The sequence below is a fragment of the Candidatus Parvarchaeota archaeon genome (assembly GCA_016866895.1).
Taxonomy (GTDB): domain Archaea; phylum Micrarchaeota; class Micrarchaeia; order Anstonellales; family VGKX01; genus VGKX01.
This window is the reverse complement of record VGKX01000136.1, coordinates 1-3477: the sequence shown is the minus strand read 5'-3', so window position 1 is coordinate 3477 and position 3477 is coordinate 1. Positions and strand designations below refer to the sequence as shown.

General features: G+C 50.3%; 2 protein-coding genes. One reads left to right on the top strand and one right to left on the bottom strand.

What is annotated here, in order from left to right:
• Positions 1–1961: hypothetical protein (locus tag FJZ26_04995; GenBank protein ID MBM3229763.1), on the top strand; the 1961-nt coding region annotated here is incomplete at its 5' end.
• 81 nt (positions 1962–2042) lie between these two features.
• Here FJZ26_04995 and FJZ26_04990 read toward each other — a convergent pair.
• Entirely contained in the window at positions 2043–3350 is a 1308-nt protein-coding gene (locus FJZ26_04990) for an adenosylhomocysteinase (GenBank protein MBM3229762.1), read from the bottom strand.
• Positions 3351–3477 lie beyond the last annotated feature (127 nt).

Sequence of the window (3477 nt, the reverse complement as noted above, 5' to 3'; positions counted from 1 at the left end):
GCGTTCTTTATGCTTTTGCAAATGCGACAAGCGAGGCTGGAAGCCTGAACTACACATACAAATGGTATGTCAACGGAACGCTTTACTCAACCGGCTCCTACACAGGCGCAGCGTCGGGAACAGAGCTCAAAATTGCCAACATGTCCGGGGTGCAGACAACGCAGTCGTGGAAAATAGAGCTTACTGCCAATGCCTCGGGAGACACTGCAGCCCAGAATTCATCTGCTGCAGCAGTAGATTCGCTTGTAGTTGCCTGCGGCAACCTGTCAATAACAGGCGCAAGCTACACGCTTGGAGTTTCAATTTCCGATATTGCCTCTTCGTGCTTCAACCTTACTGCCAATTCAGTGTCCCTGCAATGTAACGGCTTGAGCATAGACGGGGCGGACACGGCGGGCACTGCAGGAATAAACGTGACAGGCTTCAACAGCTCTGCAATAAGCGGGTGCTCAATAAGCGATTTTGACACAGGCATTTATCTTTCCTCAAGCAACGGGGCGACAATTACGGGCAACAATATCACCTCACATGCAACTTACGGCATCAACATCCAGTCCTCGGCCACCTACTCAATCTACAGCAACATTTTCAACAGCACTACTAACTTCAACCTTGGCGGCAGCCCGACTGGCAAGTGGAACACCACAAAGTCGGCAGGCACGAATGTTGTTGGCGGCCCTTATGTTGGAGGCAACTACTGGGCAACGCCTGCAGGGGCAGGCTTTTCGCAAACCTGCCTTGATGCTGACACTGAAGGCATCTGCGATGGCGCATATGCGCTAGGCTCTGGAAACACAGACAGCCTCCCCCTCTCAAAGATAACCTATCTTTCGGGCTGCGCAAGCATAGGGACAAGGGGCTCCTATGTGCTAACCGCAAGCGTCTCTAATTCAGGCTCAACATGCATGCAGCTGCAGGCTAACAACGTTGTCCTCAACTGCAACGGCTCCACCATTGACGGCTCAAGTGTTGCAGGCACCTATGGCGTCAGCCTGCAAAACTACAACAACAGCATTGTCAAAAACTGCATAATAAAGGAGTTTGAAACTTCACTTTATGTCTCAGGCTCTTCGAACAACTCATTTACCAATCTTAGCACCAAATCCAACTCCAATTATGGGGTTTATCTGTCTTCAGTCAGCTCAAGCACGCTTTCGCAGATAACTTCCGCCTCAAACACCCAATATGGCATCTACCTTGACTCCTCGTCAAGCAATTCAATTTACAATAATATTTTCAACAACACGGCCAATGCGTTCTCTTCAGGCTCGACAAACCTGTGGAACACGTCCAAAACTTACGGGACCAACATCGCAGGGGGGCCCAACATCGGGGGCAACTTCTGGGCTAACCCCTCTGCAACCGGCTTTTCGCAAAACTGCACAAACGCCGATGGGGATGGCATCTGCGACAGCACATATACCGTAAGTGCGGGTGAAATTGACTACCTGCCCCTCACTCTTGGAAACAAGTCGACAACCGAATTCACGCTTAACGTTAACATCTCCAGCACAAACTACATATCAGTTTACACAAGCAACGGCACATCTGACAGCTCGTTTTCATTTGCCCCGGTCTCATTTGAGAACTTCACATCCAATATCTCCCTTCTCTCAAACATCAGCGCAAACACGTCGGGGGGCGAGCTTGGGTTCCTTGTCACAAATGACGGGAACACAAACGTGTCAATCAACATAACATCCGACAAGTCTGCGGCCCAGTTCATCGGCGGTTCCTCTCCGCTGTTCCAGGCATTTGGGGCAGTAAATGAGACTGGCGCCTGCCCAAGCCTTGTGGCTTCAATGCAGGACCTTTCAACAACAAGTGTCAACATCTGCCCGCTTCTTATCAGCTCTGACAGCCAGGACACGATTTGGGCCCACATCAAGGTGCAGATTTCCCCAGATTCGCCTCAGGGAAGCAGCAGCGCTGTAATAACGTTCACTTCAACGGCAGTCTAAGGCAAAGCATTACAGAAATAAGAGCCGCAAACTATTTGCTGGCATGCTGCCGCCAGTCCCTTTGTTTATTCCAGCCTAAGCCTATGTCCCGTCTTCCCAAGAGTTTGCGTATTTCAACTGTTTTTGCGTCGGCTTTTCAAGCTCGACTCCGTTTGCCTTGAGCGCCAGGGTTGCTACAAGCTCATCAATTGGCTTTGGGACGTGGTAAACCCCCGGGCCGCCGGGTGCATTCAGTGCTACTTCCCTTGCGCAAAGTGCCTGAATCCCAAATGAGCCGTCCATTATCTCAATCGGGTGCCCCTGGCCTGTTGGCCTTGCAAGGTTGACAAGCCTTCCCTGTGAAAGCAGGAGTATTTTTTTCCCCAGGACTTCATACTGGTCAATATTTGGCTTCACCTGTTTTTTCGCCTTTGCATTTTTCTCAAGCCACTTCACGTCAATCTCGTTGTCAAAATGCCCTGCATTGCACACAATCGCGCCGCTTTTCATCAATTCAAACTCGCGCTGCCCGATGATGTCGCAGTTGCCTGTGACAGTCACAAACAAGTCGCCTATTCTTGCAGCCTGCTGCATCTGCATCACTGAAAAACCATCGTATAGGGCTTCAAGTGCCTTGTGGCAGCCGCTTCCAGAAGACTTGTCCTCGCCTAAATCGCCGTCTATCTCAACCACCACTACTCTTGCCCCCATTGCAGCCGCCCGCTTTGCAATCCCTTTTCCACACCAGCCATAGCCTGCAACAACAACTGTTTTTCCTGCAAGAAGTATGTTTGTCATGTTCATTATAGCATCAAGCGTTGACTGCCCAGTCCCATACCTGTTGTCAAACAGGTGCTTTGAGTAGGCATCGTTTACCGCGAAAACCGGGAACAGCAGCTTCTTTTCCCTGTGCATTGCATGAAGCCTTGCAACCCCGGTAGTTGTCTCCTCGCAAGCCCCAAGAACATATTTCTGCAGCCCCTTTTTGTGCGCAAGCAGTGTCAGGTCGCACCCGTCGTCAATAAGCACCCGCGGTTTTTGTGCCATGACCTGCTCCAAGCACCAGTAATACTCCTCCTTTGTCTGCCCGGCCCATGCAAATACCTCTACGTTTCCACGCTCTTTGCTGCCCCCTTTATAATTAGCCTCAAGTGCTGCTGCAACCCTGTCATCAGTGCTTAGAGGGTTGCATGAGCAAGCATGAACGCTTGCCCCTCCTGCTGCCAAAACCTCAAGAAGAATGCCTGTTTTTTTCTCAAGGTGCAGTGCCACTCCAATCGTCAATCCCTCAAACGGCCGCTCCCTCTCAAAATCCGCCTTTATTTTTTCAAGAATCGGCATGTGGGCTCTTGCCCAGTAAAGCTCCTCTTCTCCGACCCCGCTTAGTTTTGGGTCCTTGATTTTTCCCATCCAACCACCATTATTTCTCAATTCACTGCAAGAATTCAGTTATTTTTATCGCAACCCTGCGGCAGCGTTAGCATTTTGCCTTTTGCAGGTTTGCCGCACTATCAATCCACATGTCAATCTTAAAAAC